General features: G+C 58.0%; 13 protein-coding genes. 9 read left to right on the forward strand and 4 right to left on the reverse strand.

The window, feature by feature from the left end; all coding sequences use genetic code 11:
- The first annotated feature begins 63 nt into the window (after positions 1–63).
- From RTCIAT899_RS28110 to RTCIAT899_RS28135, 6 genes are all read left to right on the forward strand, one after another.
- Positions 64–837 (forward strand): DeoR/GlpR family DNA-binding transcription regulator, encoded by a 774-nt coding sequence (locus RTCIAT899_RS28110; protein WP_015343230.1) that lies wholly within the window; start codon positions 64–66, stop codon positions 835–837.
- Positions 834–2243: an FGGY-family carbohydrate kinase gene (locus tag RTCIAT899_RS28115; protein ID WP_015343231.1), complete on the forward strand. Its 1410-nt coding sequence runs from the start codon at positions 834–836 to the stop codon at positions 2241–2243. The genes RTCIAT899_RS28110 and RTCIAT899_RS28115 overlap by 4 nt, the downstream gene beginning before the upstream one ends.
- Entirely contained in the window at positions 2240–3790 is a 1551-nt protein-coding gene (locus tag RTCIAT899_RS28120; RefSeq protein WP_015343232.1) for a sugar ABC transporter ATP-binding protein, read from the forward strand. The genes RTCIAT899_RS28115 and RTCIAT899_RS28120 overlap by 4 nt, the downstream gene beginning before the upstream one ends.
- Before the next feature lie 35 nt (positions 3791–3825).
- Positions 3826–4800 carry an ABC transporter permease subunit gene (locus RTCIAT899_RS28125; RefSeq protein WP_015343233.1) on the forward strand — a complete coding sequence of 325 codons (975 nt, stop codon included), beginning with the start codon at positions 3826–3828 and terminating at the stop codon, positions 4798–4800.
- Positions 4801–4868: 68 nt separating this feature from the next.
- Positions 4869–5807, forward strand: a complete 939-nt coding sequence (locus RTCIAT899_RS28130; RefSeq protein WP_041678221.1) for an ABC transporter substrate-binding protein — start codon at positions 4869–4871, stop codon at positions 5805–5807.
- Between the two features lie 80 nt (positions 5808–5887).
- A complete protein-coding gene (locus RTCIAT899_RS28135) occupies positions 5888–6784 on the forward strand; it encodes a sugar phosphate isomerase/epimerase family protein (protein WP_015343235.1) in 897 nt (298 codons plus the stop codon).
- Between the two features lie 87 nt (positions 6785–6871).
- On the opposite strand, the gene RTCIAT899_RS28140 is transcribed toward RTCIAT899_RS28135, so the two are convergent.
- The 3 genes from RTCIAT899_RS28140 to RTCIAT899_RS28150 form a co-directional block, all read right to left on the reverse strand.
- Positions 6872–7705 (reverse strand): carbohydrate ABC transporter permease, encoded by an 834-nt coding sequence (locus RTCIAT899_RS28140; protein ID WP_015343236.1) that lies wholly within the window; start codon positions 7703–7705, stop codon positions 6872–6874.
- The gene (locus tag RTCIAT899_RS28145) at positions 7702–8598 is read right to left on the reverse strand and encodes a carbohydrate ABC transporter permease (RefSeq protein WP_015343237.1); all 897 of its coding nucleotides are present in this window, start codon (positions 8596–8598) and stop codon (positions 7702–7704) included. Before RTCIAT899_RS28145 ends, RTCIAT899_RS28140 begins: the two co-directional genes overlap by 4 nt.
- A gap of 128 nt (positions 8599–8726) precedes the next feature.
- Positions 8727–10061, reverse strand: coding sequence for an extracellular solute-binding protein (locus RTCIAT899_RS28150; RefSeq protein WP_015343238.1), 1335 nt, complete (start codon positions 10059–10061; stop codon positions 8727–8729).
- Positions 10062–10297: 236 nt separating this feature from the next.
- On the opposite strand from RTCIAT899_RS28150, the gene RTCIAT899_RS28155 reads away from it, so the two are divergent.
- Positions 10298–10921 carry a GNAT family N-acetyltransferase gene (locus tag RTCIAT899_RS28155; RefSeq protein ID WP_015343239.1) on the forward strand — a complete coding sequence of 208 codons (624 nt, stop codon included), beginning with the start codon at positions 10298–10300 and terminating at the stop codon, positions 10919–10921.
- Between the two features lie 26 nt (positions 10922–10947).
- Here the strand turns inward: RTCIAT899_RS28155 and RTCIAT899_RS28160 are convergent, their stop codons facing one another.
- The gene (locus RTCIAT899_RS28160; protein ID WP_041678222.1) at positions 10948–12705 is read right to left on the reverse strand and encodes a glucosidase family protein; all 1758 of its coding nucleotides are present in this window, start codon (positions 12703–12705) and stop codon (positions 10948–10950) included.
- A gap of 41 nt (positions 12706–12746) precedes the next feature.
- Between RTCIAT899_RS28160 and RTCIAT899_RS28165 the strand changes: the two genes are divergently transcribed.
- Positions 12747–12962, forward strand: a complete 216-nt coding sequence (locus RTCIAT899_RS28165) for a hypothetical protein (protein WP_041678223.1) — start codon at positions 12747–12749, stop codon at positions 12960–12962.
- A 113-nt stretch (positions 12963–13075) separates the two neighbouring features.
- Positions 13076–14248, forward strand: coding sequence for an ROK family transcriptional regulator (locus tag RTCIAT899_RS28170; RefSeq protein ID WP_015343241.1), 1173 nt, complete (start codon positions 13076–13078; stop codon positions 14246–14248).
- Positions 14249–14319 lie beyond the last annotated feature (71 nt).

A 14319-nucleotide genomic window follows, 5' to 3' on the forward strand; every position in this document is an offset into this window, starting at 1 on the left:
GCGAAACGCCAATCATTGTGATTACATTCAATCATCGGCAGGGAGTGGCCGGGAGGAAATTGCGTGAACGACGCCGACCGGCACAAAATCATCACGGACCTGCTTCGCGAGACGCCATTTGCCTCGGTTCGAGACCTTCAAGACCGGCTGGGCGTTTCACCGGCGACCATTAGGCGTGATATCGACAAGCTCCACGAAACCGGTCGAGCCAAGAAGGTCTATGGCGGAATATCGGCTTTCGAAGTCGGCGGACGCCTCGCAGCCCGCCCCTTCGACGAAAACCGCGATATCGCCGTCGAGGCCAAGCGCGCGATCGCCGAAAAGGCTGCATCGCTGGTCCGGGACGGCGATTCCATCATTGTGCATGCCGGGTCGACCTGCTTTGAGCTCGGAATGCGTCTGGCGCGGCGCAACCTGCGCGTCTACACCAACTCCATGCCGCTTGCCGCCTATCTCGGCGAACATGGCAGCTGCCATCTGAGCCTTGCCGGCGGTGAGCTCTACCGTGAACCGGGCATTATCCATGATCCTGCCGCTGGCGCGCCTAATTTTTTCGCCTCGCGCTTTTTCATCGGGACCCAAGGCATTGGTACCCAGGGTCTCTTTGAATCCCATCCGCTGCTCATCAAGGCGATCGGCGAACTCAATACCTGTGCCGACGAGATCGTGCTTCTCGCCGACAGCCGGAAGTTCTCCATTCAGCCGCGCAACCTCGTCCTGCCGCTCTCACGTGTCGGCACGATCGTCACCGACGACGGCCTGTCCGATGCCAATGCCAACATGCTGGAAAATGCCGGCGTGACAATTCTGATTGCCGACGTCGGGGGTGTCGCATGAGCGCGCATCAGCCCATCGCCGTCTTCGACCTCGGCAAGACGAATTCGAAACTGTTTGTCATCGATGGAAACGGTACGGTCCTTGCTGAACGGCGTACGAAACCGATCTGGCTGGACGATGGCGATCTTCGTGTTCTCGACGACGGCACGCTGTTTGCCTGGATGGAAAGCGAGCTTGCCCGCGCCGTCGAGACACATGGGATCCGCCACGTCACCTTTTCCGCCCACGGATGCACTTTTGCTTTGATCGGCGACAATGCGCTGCGCCATCCGATCCTCGATTACGAGCAGGAGCCGCCGGCGGACATTGCCGCGCGGATCGACCTGTTCATCCCGAGCTTTGCGGAGACCTTTTCCCCCCGCCTGCCGCTCGGCTTCAATTATGGACGGCATGTGCTCTGGCTTGCCGATCGTGATCCGGAAATGCTGGAAGAGACCGACGCCATCCTGGCCTATCCGCAGTTCTGGTCCTGGCGTTTCTCGAGCAAGGCGGTATCCGAAGTCTCCTATCTCGGCTGCCATTCGCACCTCTGGGCACCCCTTGCCGATGATTTCAGCAGCTTGGTGGACGCCAAGGGCTGGCGGGCGAAGATGCCGAGCTTCGCAGTGGCCGGCTCGCATCTCGGCATCTATCCGGTGACGCTCGGCAGCGGCGAACACGTCGATGTTGCCGTACATAACGGCGTGCACGACAGCAATTCCTCGCTCTTCTACTATCGCTCCCTCGGCTTCGAGGATTTCACGCTGATCTCCACCGGCACCTGGGTGATTATCTTCAATCAGGCCTGCCCGCTCGAAGCGCTGGATCAGCGCCGCGACATGCTTGCCAACGTCACGGTCGATCATGCACCGGCGGCGACCATCCGCTTCATGGGCGGCCGGGAATATGATGTCGCGAGCGATGGCTGGACGAAGCCGATTTCGGTTGCCGCAATCGAAGCCGTCATCTTCAAAGGCAGCTTCGCCCTCCCCTCCTTTGCCCCCGGTGGTCCCTTCCGGCATTCCGAAGGCCGCTTTGCCGGCCCTGCGGTCTCGGGCGAAGAACGGGCTGCGGTTGCGCTGCTCTACGTGACGTTGATGACGGATCTGTCACTCGATCTGATCCACTCGGAAAACGCCATCGTCATCGATGGCGGCCTTGTCAAAGCGGAGCTCTATGCACCGATGCTGGCGGCACTGCGCAACCAAACGGTTTTCACCAGTTCCAATCCGGAGGGCAGCGCCTTCGGGGCTGCCGCCCTCGTGTTGCGCCAGGCCGGCCTGCAACCGTTCCTCAACGAGACCGAAGAGGTTCGCCCCGCCCTCATCAACGGCCTCGACGCCTACAGGCGGGAATGGCGACGCCGTGTTGAGGCGATGCATTCACAAGCGCCGGACGGGGCGGTGTCGAAGGAGATGATGCGATGAGCCCAGCTGCGGCAAGCGATCAGGTCGCCACCCCCGTTCTCGAAATGCAGAACATCAGCAAGACCTTCGGCAATGCGCGGGCGCTGACCAATGTGTCGTTGACCGTCTATCCGGGCGAGGTGCACGCACTGATGGGCGAGAATGGCGCCGGCAAGTCGACGCTGATGAAGGTTCTCTCCGGCGCCTATGTGGCTGATCCCGGCGGCAGCGTCCTTGTCATCGGTCGCCCTGTCATCGCCGGCGACCCGATCAAGGCAAGAGCCAATGGCATTGCCGTCATTTACCAGGAACTGTCGCTCGCACCCAACCTAACGGTCGCCCAGAACATGTTCCTGGGCGCCGAGCCGTCGCTTATCGGTTTCGTCGATCGCGGCGATATCAGAAAGCGCGCCGAGCCGATCCTGAAACGTCTCGGCATCGCCTTTTCGCCGAACCAACTGGTTGCCAGCCTGTCGCTAGGCGAACGGCAGATGGTGGAAATCGCCCGGGCGCTGACGACGAATGCGCGCATCATCGTCATGGATGAGCCGACGACCTCGCTGACAAGCCGCGAAACCGAAAAGCTCTTCGAGGTCATTGCCGGCCTGAAGGCTCATGGCATTGCGATCATCTATATCAGCCATCGCATGGAAGAGATCTACGCACTGGCCGACCGCGTGAGCGTGTTGCGCGACAGTGCCTATGTCGGCACGCTGGAGCGCAGCGAGCTTTCGGCCGAACGCCTGGTGTCCATGATGGTCGGTCGCGACCTTTCCTCCTTCTACAAGAAGGAACACCGCGCCGGCGGCAGGGATCGCCAGGTAGTGCTCTCGGTCAACAACATCGGTGACGGACGCCGCGTGCATGACTGCTCCTTCGAGGCCTGCGCCGGCGAAGTGCTTGGCATAGCGGGTCTTGTCGGCTCCGGACGCACGGAACTTGCGCGGCTTATCTATGGCGCGGACCACAGGAGTTCCGGAAGCGTTTCACTCGATGACCGCGACCTCTCCTTGAAGGGGCCGCGGGCCGCGCTTGATGCCGGGATTGCCTATCTCACCGAAGACCGCAAGGGCCTCGGCCTGTTTCTGGATATGTCGATCAACGAAAACATCAACATTGGCGTGATTTCCGAGGATTCGCGATCTGGCGGCTTTCTCGATTTCGGCAAGGGAAAGAAGCGTGCCGACAGCGCCGTCTCGTCGTTGTCGATCCGCACCAGGAGCACGGCGATCAATGTCGGTGCGCTCTCGGGCGGCAATCAGCAGAAGGTGCTTCTTGCCCGCCTGCTCGAAACCAAGCCGCGGGTGATCATCCTCGACGAGCCGACACGCGGCGTCGATGTCGGCGCCAAGTCGGAGATCTATCGGATCATAGACGAACTGGCCGAGAGCGGCATCGCGATCGTCGTTATCTCCAGCGATCTGCCCGAAATCATCGGCATTGCCGACCGGGTGCTGGTCATGCGCGAAGGCCGCATTGCCGGCGAGATCGCCGGCTCGGAAGAACGGCCGATCAGCCAGGAGGCCATCATGGCTCTGTCGACCGGCGCCGCCAAGCGAGGCGCATAAGAGCGCGACAAGAAAGAGAACGGGAAATAAGGGCAATGCAGAGCGAACAGACAGCAACAGACAAGATGAAGCTGCGGTCCACACTGACCGCCCTCGGCATGCTTCCGGTCCTCATTCTTCTGGCGATCGGCTTTCATCTTATCAGCGGCCGCTTTCTCAGCGTCAACAACCTGTCGATCGTCATGCAGCAGGCATCCATCAACACGGTGCTGGCGGCCGGGATGACCTTCGTGATCCTGACTGGTGGCATCGACCTTTCCGTCGGCTCTATCCTTGCCGCATCGGCCATGATCGGCGTCATCGTCTCCCTCGTTCCGGATATCGGCATGCTCGGCATACCCGCGGCAATCGCCGTCGGTCTTGCCTGCGGCGTCATCAACGGCACAATCATCGCCTTCCTGAAGCTGCCCCCGTTTATCGTCACCCTCGGCTCGCTCACCGCCATGCGCGGGATCGCCCGCCTGCTCGGCAATGACACGACGGTCTTCAACCCCGACCTGCCGTTCGACTTCATCGGCAACGGCAACTTCCTCGGCGTGCCTTGGCTTGCCATCATCGCGCTGCTGACGATCCTGATTTCCTGGGTGATCCTGAAGCGCACGGTTCTTGGCACCTGGATCTATGCAGTCGGCGGCAATATGGAAGCAGCGCGCCTGACCGGCATCAAGGTGCCCCTGGTGCTGCTCTTCGTCTATTCGATGTCAGGCCTGCTTTCCGGCTTGGGCGGCGTGATGTCGGCAGCCCGCCTTTATGCGGCCAATGGCCTGCAGCTCGGCCAGGCATATGAGCTTGATGCGATCGCTGCCGTTATTCTCGGCGGCACCAGTTTCGTCGGCGGCGTCGGCTCGATCTGGGGCACATTGATCGGCGCGCTCATTATCGCCGTGCTTTCGAACGGCCTGATCCTCGTCGGGGTATCCGACATCTGGCAGTACATCATCAAGGGGCTTGTCATCATCGTGGCCGTGGCGCTCGACCGCTATCGGCTGAAAGGGCTTAGCCGCACCTGAGGATGTGCGGCTGGAGGAACCGGGATTACCGGACAACGGGGCGCAGGAAGCGCCATAAGGAGGAAAGAATGCGTATGATCACGAAACTGCTCGCCGCCACCGCGCTTGCGGCTGCCATAGCAATGCCGGCTGCCGCCAAAGACCTTCAGAAGATCGGCATTTCTGTCGGCCTGCTCGGCAATCCATTCTTCGTCGCCACCATCAAGGGTATCGAAGACAGCGCCAAGAAGATCAATCCGAACGTCCAGGTTACGTCCGTATCGGCCGACTACGACCTCAACAAGCAGGTCTCGCAGATCGACAGCTTCATCGCCGCCGGCGTCGACATCATCATGCTGAATGCCGTCGATGCCAAGGCGATCGCCCCCGCCGTCAAGAAAGCCCAGGCAGCAGGCGTCATCGTTGCTGCGTTTGACGTATCGGCTCCCGGCGCCGACGTCACCGTCATGACCAACAACATCAAGGCCGGCGAAGAGGCTTGCCAGTACATCATCGACCAGCTGAAGAGCAAGGGCAACGTCGTCATCATCAATGGCCCGGCCTCCTCGTCGATCCTCGACCGCGTTCAGGGTTGCAAGAACGTCCTGGCGAAGAGCCCCGATATCAAGGTCCTGTCCGACGATCAGAACGGCCAGGGTTCGCGCGACGGTGGCCTTGCCGTCATGCAGGGACTTCTGACGCGCTTCGACAAGATCGATGCCGTCTTCGCGATCAATGACCCGACAGGCATCGGCGCGGAACTGGCGGCCAAGCAGCTCAATCGCCACGAGTTCTTCATCACCTCGGTCGATGGCGCTCCCGACATCGAAAAGTCGCTCGCAAGCAGCAAATCGATGATCAAGGCATCGGCCTCACAGGATCCCTACACGATGGCCGGAGACTCCCTGAAGATGGCGGTCGATGTCCTCAACGGCAAGAAGCCCGCCCAGCCCACCGTCCTCCTCGATCCCAAGCTGATCACGGCTGACAATCTCAAGGACTACAAGGGCTGGACGGCAGCTCGCTAAAATCTCCTCCCGAGCGGCCCGTCCCTTTTTTCTACGGGGGCGGGCCGCGATCTTTGCCACCAATCGGAAAGCGGCGTCCCATGTCCAAAATCGGTGTTCACTCCTTCGTCTGGAGTGCCGGCTCCTCCAAGGAAGACCTTGAAAAGGCTCTTACAAGATCGCACGAGCTTGGCTTCCAGCTGATCGAATTCTCCTATCTGGATCCGAAGCTGGTAGACGTGAAATGGCTCGCGTCCCGCATCGAAGAACTCAGCCTCGATGTCGCAATCAGCATGGGATTGCCGGCAGAAGGCGATATTTCCAGCGAGGATCCGACGATCGTTGCCAAAGGAAAGGACATTCTTGATCGCGCTGTAGCGCTGGTGCGCGATCTCGGCGGCACAAAGCTTGCGGGAATCCTGAGCTCGGCGCACGGCAAGCAGGAGCGTACGCCGACGAAAAGGGGGTGGGATACCAGTATTTCGACCCTGTCCAAGGTCGCCGACCAGGCAAAGACTTCCGGCGTCACCCTCAACCTCGAGATCGTCAACCGGTTCGAGAGCAATATGCTGAACACTGCCGCCCAGGGCATGGCTTACATTCGCGATACCGGCGCCTCCAACGTTTTCCTGCATCTCGACACGTTCCACATGAACATCGAGGAGGCCGATGTCGGGCTCGCTATCCGCCATGCTAGCGACAAGATCGGCTACGTCCATATCGGCGAAAGCCATCGCGGCTATCTCGGAACCGGCAATATCGATTTCGCCGCCATTTTCGATGCATTGGTCGCAGTCGGCTGGAACGACTACGTAACCTTCGAATCCTTCTCGACCGCCATCGTCGACAAGGACCTATCGCTGAAGACGGCGATCTGGCGCAATCTCTGGGACGACAATGTTGCCCTTGCCAGACATGCACGGCAATTCATCGAGCTGGGATTGGAAACCGCCAGCCGCAAGGCGGAACTGGTGAAGCTCGCCCACCTTTCCGGCTGAGCGTATCCGAAATAGTCGCTCAAGGATCGTCCGACGCTCAGCAAGCGCCGGCTCGGGATCGCGTCGCGCGGCAAAGTGCCTGCAGATCTACTTTGTCGCTCCAGCCGTGAGGCCTGTGATGAGTTTGCGCTGGAATAGCATGTAAGCGAGAATGAGCGGGCCGATAACGATGACAGCGCCCGCCGTCAGCACAGGCGTATTGACCGTATAACGTCCCTGAAAAAACAGCATGCCGATCGGTAGCGTGCGATAGTTGTCGTCATTAACCAGAACAAGTGGAATAAGAAATTCGTTCCATGTCCAGATGAACAGGAACAATGCCAGCGTCGACATGGATGGCAGCATCAGGGGTACGATAACTTTCGACAGAATGTATCGTCTAGATGCTCCATCGAGGACGGCTGCCTCTATGACCTCCAATGGCAACTGCTGCATCGCGCTTGCCATGAACATTGTCGCAAAAGGCAGCGACATGGCAATTTGCGGAAGGATCAACGCCGCATACGTGTTGATGAGACCGACATATCGCATCTCATAGTAGAGTGGAATGATGAAGGCTTCGGTCGGCACCATCATGCCGATGGTCAAGAGAACGAAAATGGTGCGTCTGAAGGGAAAGCTCAGGAATGCGAAACTGAATCCCATCAATGTCCCGAGTATGATGCTGACGATAACCACAGGGAAAACGATCAGAACCGAATTCAGGAAATAGACGTTAAAATGGCCCTCGATCCAAGCATTCGCATAGTTCTCGAAATGCGGATAGGCGGGCAATACGAATGCGCCCTGGATAAGATCGGCGCGGCTCTTCAGAGACGTCAGTATCAGAAGCGCGAAGGGGATAACCGTCAAGACCGCAAAGAGCCAAAGAATGATACGTGACGGCAGAACCGCGCCTATCCCATGAAAATTTCTGCTCACGATGCACTCCCTCCGTTCACTGGCCGCACCAGCCGATGAACGGCATAATTGATTGTGAAGACCAGAATCGCACCGATGATGGCAACGGCCGACGCATAGCCATAACGGTTCAATTGGAAGCCAAGCTCGTACATGTAAATATTAGGAACGAGGGTCGCATTGGCCGGACCGCCCCTGGTCATCGTAAAGATTAGGTCAAAGCTCTTGATGGAAGCAATGATGGTGAGAAGCAACGCGATGCGTATTTCTGGCAGCAGGAGCGGCAGCGTTATGAAGAAGAAAATCCTGCTTCCTGAAGCACCGTCGACCCTCGCCGCTTCAAACAGCGAAGGGTCAATCCGCTGAATACCGGAAAGAAACAGCACCATGCAGAAACCGAAGAAATACCAGCTGGCGACGATACCTACGGCCGGTAGGACAAAGGTGAAATCGCCAAGCCAGGGTAAAGCGATCGAACCTAGGCCAACCAGCTTCAATGCCTGATTGATGGGACCAAAAGCAGGATTGTAGAGCCAGTGCCAAATGATGCCAAGGACGGCGGTCGGCATGATATAGGGCAAAAACAGCAATGTGCGCAGCGCGAACTGTTCCCGCTGCCTCAGCGACCAGACCAATGCGGCAAGCAACAGGCCGACAACGATCGGGATGACACAGTAGAACACCATAAAGAGTGCATTGTTTTTCAATGCGACATAGAAAGTCTCATCCGAAAGCAATTTTGCATAATTGCCAAAGCCAACCCAATTGGGCGAGCCGATCCCATTCCATTCGGTGAAACTGATACCGATTGCCGCGATAATGGGGCCAAGGACAAGAGCAAGATAAACCAGCAAACCAGGCAGAATATAAATGAGATTTCTGCTGGCGTTGGCATCAAGTGGTGAACGTTTCATGCACCATCTCATGAATATGCCAGGGGTCGACTGGCGCCGCTCTGGCCGTGATCAGGATTGACGTAGCGAAGTTTCCCGCCGTTGCTTCTCATCAAATGGAGCAGCGGCAGGATTGCTGTGTCTGGCAATCACTTGCTCTTCATATAGGCGGCATAATCGGCATCGAGCTTGCCGATCAGCTCTTCAGGCGTTTGTTTGTTCGCGAGCAGCAGCGGCGTATTTTCATCAAACGTCTTGAGCATGGTGGGGCTCGCCCAATCGGGATAATGCCCCAGTGCATTGTCATCGTTCAACGATTTCCAGATCGCGATGCCCTCCTTCAGAAGCGGGGAAGCGTTGACCCCGGCATCTTCAGGAACTGGAGTAGCTGGCAGATAGCCGGCGCGAGCCCAGGTCACGGATGCATCCTTGGAGACCATGTAATTGATGTATTCGCCGGCGAGATCCTTCATTTTGTCGCTCTTGGCCAGGCCAGTGATCGCCCAGGCAAGGTCGACACCGCCAACCGAAAGCGGATGCTTGATACCGGCGGGTGCCGGGATCGGCATGAAATGGATATCCGGATTGTTCTGCATATCGCCGAAGTACCAGGTTCCAGAAATCAGAAAGGCCCCTTGGCCAGCAACAAAAAGCTGAACGGCATCATCACCCGAAATGCCCTGGTAGCCATCGGAGAAATAGCCGTTTGTTGCCCATTTCTGAGCAAGTCTCACCGATTCCAGATTGCCAGGCGTATTCCAGGTTCCGCCGCGGCCGTAGATCAGGTCATCAAGCGCCTTTCGATCGGACGCATCGATATGCGCCTGACTGATCCCGGCCAACATATGGAGCGCCAGGTGGCCCTTCGCAGTGCCTATGGTGAGCGGTGGGGTGCCTGCGGCCTTAACCTTATCGAGGGCTGCAAGGAAATCGTCGAAGTTCTTGATCGGCAGCTCGACTCCGGCAGCTTTCAAGACCTTTTCGTTGTAATAAAGACCGACGATTTCGGCGAGCGACGAGATACCATAGGTCTCCCCGACACCGAACTCGCCCTTGCTCGACCATCGGTCACGCGCAAGCAGACTATCGGACTGGTTTTTATCCCAGCCATATTTCTTGAGATAGGTATCGACAGGAACGAGAAGGTTTTCCTTCACCATCGCGCCCATGTCGCCAGCGCCCTGGTTAACTTTGGTCACCACTGGACCATCGCCGGATGAAACCGCAAGCTTGAGCGTAAGATTGAGATCCTGGAAGTCGCGTACGGTATGGTCGAGCTTAACCTCAGGATGCGCCTTCTGGAAATTGGCGTTGAGCTCAGTCATCACGGCAGCCCGCGACTCCGAGTCATGGTCGTCCCAGACGGTAAGCGTCTCGGCAAAGACAGCCGTCGACATGCCGAGCCCCACAAAAGTGGCGCCCGCCAAAATCCCTGTCTTCTTCAGCATTGATGCCATGTTGATGGAGATGAAATTGCTAAACATTGATTGGTTCCCTCTAGCTGCGTTTTGGCAGTTCCTATCGTTTCCAACCGGCCTGTCCTGCTGAGACGAGCCGAATGTCTTGCATCGTCAGGCCTTTACGGACCTGATGAATTTCCTTATCCTTTTCAAAAGATCAGCGGGCTTCCATCCCGCAGATGCAGTGCCTCAACTTTCCCAGTTTTACCGCTGCCTGATGTCAGCTCGCGCCGTGCAGCGGCCAGCAAATCGATGGTGCGATGCCTCCTAAGATCGACAATTATTTCATCCGTCCGGCGACCGAGAACGACGTTGACGCCCTCTTCCATATTTGCCTGCTGACGGCTGACGCGGGAGCCGATGCGAGTGCGCTTTACAGCAATCCGCGCCTTCCCGGTTACGTTTGGGCGGTGCCCTATCTCAAATTCGCTCCGGAATTCGCGTTCGTTCTTGCCAGGCACGACCGGGTCGTCGGCTATGTTGTCGGCACGCCGGATACCGCCAGCTTTGACAAAGCGCTCGGCAGAGATTGGTGGCCGCTTGTTCGCCGCGAGATCGCCGGTCTGATACCCAGCACGGTAAAAGACGCTGATGTTCTGGAGCGAATAGCCAATCCTCATAGCGGCACGCCGGGCCTTGAAGAGACCTATCCGGCGCATCTTCACATCAATATTCTGCCCGAAGCGCAATCGGGCGGATGGGGACGCCTGATGATCAAGACCATGCTCAACAAGCTTTCGAGCCACGGTGTGCCCGCGGTTCATCTTGGTGTCAGTCCAGCAAACGAACGTGCCAAGGGTTTCTACAGGCATCTCGGCTTCGAAGAACTCAGCCATGACGGGCACCTTGCCTTCGTTATGAAATTGGACAAGCCGGCAATCTGAACAGAAATCTTGCCGGCCTCCCTTCATTATCTATTCTCCGCGTTTACAGCTTCCAGGCCATATTTGAGGACGATAGCCGCCGGCATCGCGCTCCACCCCTGCAGCAGGGAACCGCGTCCATAGGGTGGCGAGAAATATTCGACAGCGCCGGCCCAACCATTTGCCAGGCAGGTTTCCCACCAGCGTATGAGGGCATAGCGTGCGCCACCGAGACCGTGGCGTATTCTCTCTTCCGCATAGACGCCGTCCCAATAGGGCCAATCGGATCCATTGTGATAGCGAAAGGGGAAAGCGGTTTTCGATCTCACGTCACTTGCCCGCTTGAACGGCGGATAGGCGCACAACACACCCCAATCGCCATAGGGCTGTCTGGTATTGTTTCGAGCCTCCAGGACCTCTTCCATGGCCTTGAGCAGACCAGAGGCTCGTGTCTGCGAAATCGCCCCATAACGGGAGAGCGTCAGGCTATCGAGCACGAGATGATCCTCGACAAATCCGTCGGGGGTAATGAAATCGGCGTAACCATTTCTGCTGGGGACAAAAAGCCCGTCTTCGATTTCGGCACGAGCGGAGGCCGCTATCTCGCGTGCCTTCTGCGTCAATGCGGGGTCATGTCCGGCTCCCAGCTTGGCCACGCCATCCAATGCACCGACGAAAAGGCCGAGATTGTAGGAGACGAGGCCCTCCCGGTAGACATTGTCCGCCCAATCCCTGTCGTTTCGCGGCTTCAGCGGCAATACGCTGCCGGGACCTGCAAGGGCCAGATATCGTTCAACGATGGCGGTCACAAGCGGCCAGTGCCGCACCGCCTCCGCCACATCCCCCGTGGTTTCCACATAGTCGGCAAGAAAGAGGATGAAGAAAAGCGGGCTGTCAAAATGATCGCTCCACCAGTCATCGGGACGATTGTGATGCTCCGGAGCAGCCTTCCCGCGATACTTCTCGGGATTTCGGGTAGCATCGAGAACGAAGTTCTGCCAGGCGCGCGATTGCGCCGGTCCGGTCAAAATCACACCGCTCGGCGCCTCTCCGTCTGGCTGGATTCCCTTGGCCAAAAGCCGAATTTCATCGCGTACCGCTTCCGGGGCAAGCTTCAACAGCATCTGCATCGTCCAGTAGCCATCGCGATAATAGGTGCGAGCAGGCGCACTGTAAGCCTGCCCCGCGGCCAGACCGGCAAACCTGCCATTCTCATCCAGGCGGATGCTGGAAAGTGCGGCGTGTGCTCCCTGCATCACCATGCTGCGCATTACGGGATCGGCCTTTGGCGTGAGGTCGCAGCGGGCTACATAACTCGCGGCTTCTGCGACGATAGCGTCGTTTGCAAGACCGAATGCAGCTTCTGCTTCCTCTTTCGAGGCTCCGGCAGCAATACGGATATCGCCATCATCGACCTCGATGATCATCGCACCCCAACCGGTCACAACGATACGGCGATTATTGCGTTTGGTGAGCTTGGGCTTCGGACTATCCTTGCCAATTTCATGCCACCAAGCGCAGCGACGAGCCGGATAAACGCCCTCCAGGCGGGCATTGCGGATCAGAAGGATGGGCCTTGATTGGGCGACAAAGATGCCATCCGCTTCGGCAATAATCCTGTTTGGCCCGTAAATGTAAGGTCCGGCAAGCCTGGAAAAACGTATGCGCCCCAGACGACCGCTCCCCCAAAGAGCGAGATCAAGATAGCCGTCGGGATGCGCATCCGCCTGCAGCCGAGGCGCCATGATCGGCAGAATGACCGGGTGGCTGGTTGTGATTTCGCCGTGGGACGTGGGAGTCATCATGGCAAATCAAGCACCTTTCACCGCGCGGTGTCGGACATGGGATGACGTATGAAAATCAGGCGGCAATACCAAGCAATCTTGCCGAAATGGAGCGCTATAAAGTCCGCGGCATAGGCGAAACGAGCTCTCTCATCCGTTGGCCTCGGTTTCATGACCCCTCCGCAATTTGCTTAGTCACCGGGGAAGTCTACAAATCACGCGCCAAATTTGTCAATGACATGGACAAATTAAATGATTTCGCCCAGCCAACCGACTGAGATTTACTTGCTTTTTGTTCATTTTCCCTGGAAATTGACATTGCCGCAGCACGACATGGATGAATTAGGAAAAGGTCCCGAACTAATTAGAGGTAGAATGCGAGACCGCCATCATGCCTAACGCGACACAGACACCGATCGCGCGAAAAATCTCGACGAACTCTGTCATTCGGACCATCCTTGCCAAGGGCTCCATTTCCCGCGCGGATATTGCCAAGCAAACCGGCTTATCCAAGCAAACCATTTCCGACGTCGTTCGCAGTTTGGAGAGCAACGGCTGGCTGAAGCCGACCGGATATACCGACGGGCGTTTGGGGCGAACGGCGATAACCTATGAGCTCGATGCGAGCGCGGGCTTTGCCGCCTCCATCGATCTCGGCGGAACCAAGATTGCCGCCATCATCTGCGATCTCGTCGGAAATGTCGTCGCCGAAACCAAGGTGCCGACGAACGCGCTCGGCGGGCTCCATCTGGTCGATCAATTCCAGGCCATTATTGAGGATCTTGCCCACAACGCCGGTATTGATCTTTCCAAGTTGCGCATCATCGTACTGGCGACGCCAGGCATACTTGACCCGGCCACCGGGCATATCAACGTTGCGCCGAACATCCCGGGTGTGGAAACGATCGACTTGCGCCGGCTCCTGAGCGACAGGACGGCAACGCCGGTCATCATCGAAAATGACGTCAATCTTGCTGCGCAAGGAGAACGATGGCGAGGGCACGGCTCCACGTCGGATAATTTTGCCTTCGTGGCACTCGGAACCGGTATCGGCATGGGCATCATTGCCAATGGTCGCCTCATGCGCGGCGCGCGCGGCGGCGCCGGCGAGATAGCCTATCTGCCTCTCGGCGGGGAGCCATTTGATCCAGACGGCTTTACACTTGGAACGCTGGAAAGCGCCGTGGGCAGCGCGGCAATGGTGCGGCGCTATTGCGGATATGGTGGGCAAGGCAAGGCGACGGTAGCGGATCTTTTTTCGGCGCTGGTGGCCGGCGAACCGGCCGCTATCGCGGTCATCGAGGAAACCTCGCGATCGATTGCGCTTGCCATTGCCGCAATCGGCGCAACTCTCGACCCCGAATTGGTGATCATGGGCGGCAGTATCGGCGCGCGGCCCGAACTTGTCGAAGCTATCAGCAGATATCTACCACGTTGCACACCCTACCCGCCGCGCATCGAAATCAGTCGGTTTGGCAATCGGGCGGCACTCATCGGTGGCATCAGCATTGCCGTGGAGCACATGCACCACGAGTTGTTCGGTGTCGATTTGCAAGATCCGTGAAATAGACATCTATCGCTCGGATGAAGCGGAAAAGCTGTCGATAGCAACCGTGTCTGCGAATCGGGGACGGA

Origin of the sequence: Rhizobium tropici CIAT 899, assembly GCF_000330885.1 — a bacterium.
In the GTDB taxonomy this organism is placed as follows: domain Bacteria; phylum Pseudomonadota; class Alphaproteobacteria; order Rhizobiales; family Rhizobiaceae; genus Rhizobium; species Rhizobium tropici.

Coding starts and splice junctions, on each gene's coding strand:
- RTCIAT899_RS28115 (WP_015343231.1), top strand. CDS start 834: ATGAGCGCGCATCAGCCCATCGCCGTCTTCGACCTCGGCAAGACGAAT.
- RTCIAT899_RS28120 (WP_015343232.1), top strand. CDS start 2,240: ATGAGCCCAGCTGCGGCAAGCGATCAGGTCGCCACCCCCGTTCTCGAA.
- RTCIAT899_RS28125 (WP_015343233.1), top strand. CDS start 3,826: ATGCAGAGCGAACAGACAGCAACAGACAAGATGAAGCTGCGGTCCACA.
- RTCIAT899_RS28130 (WP_041678221.1), top strand. CDS start 4,869: ATGCGTATGATCACGAAACTGCTCGCCGCCACCGCGCTTGCGGCTGCC.
- RTCIAT899_RS28135 (WP_015343235.1), top strand. CDS start 5,888: ATGTCCAAAATCGGTGTTCACTCCTTCGTCTGGAGTGCCGGCTCCTCC.
- RTCIAT899_RS28145 (WP_015343237.1), bottom strand. CDS start 8,598: ATGAAACGTTCACCACTTGATGCCAACGCCAGCAGAAATCTCATTTAT.
- RTCIAT899_RS28150 (WP_015343238.1), bottom strand. CDS start 10,061: ATGTTTAGCAATTTCATCTCCATCAACATGGCATCAATGCTGAAGAAG.
- RTCIAT899_RS28155 (WP_015343239.1), top strand. CDS start 10,298: ATGCCTCCTAAGATCGACAATTATTTCATCCGTCCGGCGACCGAGAAC.
- RTCIAT899_RS28160 (WP_041678222.1), bottom strand. CDS start 12,705: ATGATGACTCCCACGTCCCACGGCGAAATCACAACCAGCCACCCGGTC.
- RTCIAT899_RS28165 (WP_041678223.1), top strand. CDS start 12,747: ATGACGTATGAAAATCAGGCGGCAATACCAAGCAATCTTGCCGAAATG.
- RTCIAT899_RS28170 (WP_015343241.1), top strand. CDS start 13,076: ATGCCTAACGCGACACAGACACCGATCGCGCGAAAAATCTCGACGAAC.